This is a genomic window from Protofrankia symbiont of Coriaria myrtifolia (genome assembly GCF_900634755.1).
GTDB classification, from domain to species: Bacteria; Actinomycetota; Actinomycetes; order Frankiales; family Frankiaceae; genus Protofrankia; species Protofrankia coriariae.
Window position 1 is genome coordinate 1 of record NZ_CAAAFS010000219.1, and the last position, 3,017, is coordinate 3,017.

2 protein-coding genes and 1 pseudogene are annotated in these 3,017 nt (G+C 69.5%); all 3 read left to right on the forward strand.

Going from position 1 to position 3,017, the window contains the following annotated elements; translation table 11 throughout:
• Nucleotides 1-764 (forward strand): annotated as a pseudogene (locus CM1CMNOD_RS12290) (hypothetical protein); the annotation flags it as partial.
• Nucleotides 764-2,026, forward strand: a complete 1,263-nt coding sequence (locus CM1CMNOD_RS12295) for an MCE family protein (RefSeq protein WP_165001428.1) — start codon at nt 764-766, stop codon at nt 2,024-2,026. The pseudogene CM1CMNOD_RS12290 and the gene CM1CMNOD_RS12295, both read left to right, overlap by 1 nt.
• Nucleotides 2,023-2,976, forward strand: coding sequence for an MCE family protein (locus tag CM1CMNOD_RS12300; protein ID WP_083828270.1), 954 nt, complete (start codon nt 2,023-2,025; stop codon nt 2,974-2,976). Before CM1CMNOD_RS12295 ends, CM1CMNOD_RS12300 begins: the two co-directional genes overlap by 4 nt.
• Nucleotides 2,977-3,017 lie beyond the last annotated feature (41 nt).

Here is a 3,017-nt window from a genome sequence, read left to right on the forward strand (position 1 = left end):
GCAGGGGGCAGGGGAAGAGTTTCAACACGATGGTGCGTGAGTTGTCGTCGGCGGTGCAGACGCTGTCGGACAGCGGCGGGGATATTTTCGGTACGGTCCGTAACCTGCAGGTGTTTGTGTCGGCGTTGGCGGGGATGGACGGTCAGGTCGCGGAGTTCAACCGGCGGCTGGCCGGAGTCTCCGACCTGCTGCACGACAACGACGGTGACCTTGCCGCCGCCCTCGCCGGGGTCGAGCGGGCCGCCACACTTGTCGAGGGGTTCCTCGCGGACAACCGGGGCGAGATCTCCAACGCCACCGGGCAACTCGCCGAACTGACCCGGACGCTCGCGGCCCAGCGGGACAACCTCGCCACCATCCTGCACGTCGGCCCGAACACGCTGACAAACGCGTTCAACATCCTGTCGATGCGTGACAACGGTGCGGTTACCGGTGGGCTCGTGTTGGACAACCTGTCCACCCCCGCCGAGCTGGTCTGCGAGGTCATGGCCACCCAGGCGGCAAACGACCCGGCAGCGGGCGCCAAGACGTGTCTGGGCTATCTGGGCCCGCTGCTGAACCTGTTGCGGGTGCAGTCGCCGCCGATCGGGATCAACGGCCCGCTCAACCAGTCCGGAGGCGGCGGTCCGGTAGCCGGTCCCGCGCCCAGCGGCACGGACCGCACTGCCCCTCCGATTCCGACTGGCACGTCCGAGTTGCCCCCGCCGGTGTCACTGCCGGGTCTTGGTGGCCTGCTCCTTCCTGGAACTGGAAGTGGACGATGATGCGTGCGGCGACATGCCCCCGGCGGCGCTGGGTGGCGCTGGTCACGGCGGCGGCGATGACCGCCGTTCTGACCGGGTGTGGTTTCGAGAGCCTCAACTCATTCCACCTGCCCGGTACCAAGGGCAGCGGCCCGGGCTCCTACACGGTGCGGATCGAGCTGCGTAACGCGCTCAACGTCGTCCCGAACACCCCGGTCATGGTCGACGACGTCACCGTCGGGACGATCCGGTCGGTGGAACTGAAGGACTGGACCGCCGTCGTGACGGTGAGCCTGGACAAGGACGTGGTCCTGCCGGAGAACGCCACCGCCACCATCGGCCAGACCAGCCTGCTCGGCGCCAAGCACATCGAACTCGCCCCACCCACCCAGGACGAGCCCGTCGGCCGGCTGCACGACGGCTCCGTCGTTCCGATCACCCGCAGCGGCCACTACCCGGAGACCGAGGACGTCCTGGCCTCCGCCGCGGCCCTGCTCAACGGCGGCGGGCTGGGCCAGCTCAAGACGATCACCACCGAGGTGAACAAGGCGCTCGGGGGCCGGGAGGGCACGACCCGGGACCTGCTGCACCAGGTCGACACCACGGTGACGCGGCTGGACGAGCAGAAGGCCAGCATCACCCGGGCGCTGGACTCCCTGGACCGGATCTCCGGCCGGTTCCGCGAGCAGAACCCGACCATCGAACGGGCCCTGGCCGCCTTCCCCCCGGCCCTCGACGTACTCAACCAGGAGCGCGAGAACCTGGTGAACACTCTGGTCGCGCTCGGTGACTTTGGCCGGCAGGTCGATGATGTTGTCACCCGCGGTGGGGACGACATCGTGCGTAACGTGGCCGCGCTGCGCCCCGTGCTGAAGGGCCTCGCCGACGCCGGATCGTCACTGCACGAGTCACTCTGGCAGGTGGGCACCCTGCTCTTCCCACTGGACACCTTCGGCGAGGTGTTCCGCGGCGACTACATCAACCTGTGGGGCACCGTGGACCTCACCCTTCCCAACATCGACCGGACCCTGCTCAGCGGGACCCCTCTCGAGGGATCTCTCACCGGCCTGCACGGGCTACTCGGCGGGACGCTCGGGCTCGGGGACCAGGCGGCCAACCCGCTCACCGCACCCGCCCAGCAGCCGCCCACGCCGGCCCCGGCCCAGCAGGGCCAAGGGATGGCGGGGCAGCCGCAGGCCCCGGCATCGCCCACGCCCACCCCGTCCGATCCGTCACTGCTCGGCGGCCTGGTAGGCGGCCTACTCGGGGGAGGCAGTCGATGATCTCCCGGATGGTCCGCGTCCAGCTCGTGGTCTTCACCCTGCTGTCCCTGACCGCGGGACTACTGATCTTCTTCCGGTACGCGCGGGTACCCGCCGAACTCGGCATCGGCACCTACACGGTCACCGCCCGCTTCACCGAGGGAGCGGGGATCTACCCGCACGCCAACGTCACCTACCGCGGTGTCCAGTCCGGGACGGTCACCGCCGTCCGGCTCGCCAGCGACGGCGTCGACGTCGAGATGCGCCTCGACCGGGGCCGGAAGATCCCGGTGGACACCGACGCGGAGATCCACAGCGTGTCCGCGATCGGGGAACAGTACGTCGACCTCATCCCCCGCACGACCAGCGGCCCGACCCTGACCGACAGCAGCCGGATCCCCGCTGAGCGCACTCGCACCCCGAAGCAGATCGCCGGCGTCCTCGATGATCTGCACGCGTTGTTGACCTCGGTGCCGCAGGACAGCCTGGCCACGGTGCTGGACGAGGCCGAGCAGGCCTTCGAGGGCATCGGCCCGGACCTGCAACGGCTGCTGGTGGGCACCCAGAACCTGGTCGGGCAGGCGGACGCGAACTACGAGGCGACCGCGCGGCTGCTCACCGACGCCGAACCGGTGCTCGACAGCCAGCTGACGACCAGCCCGGCGATCCGGGGGTGGACATCCGACCTGGCGGCATTCACCGAACAGCTACGCCGCAGTGACAGCGACCTGCGCGGGGTGTTCGCCAGCGTGCCCGGGGCGGCCGGGCAGGCGGAGGGGCTGCTGAAGGACCTGTCCCCGACCATGCCGGTGCTGCTGGGTTCCTCCGACGTGCTGGCCGATCTCGCCGCCGCGTACCGGACACCCATCGAGCAGGTCCTCGTCGTGTATCCAATGTGGTTCACCGGGGCCACCGCGGCGGCAGCACCACAGCGCAACGGCCATATCGCCCTAGTAGACTGTCGCCGCTAATGTGTGGGGTATAGGTGGCGGAGTTTGGTGCGGGCGTCATC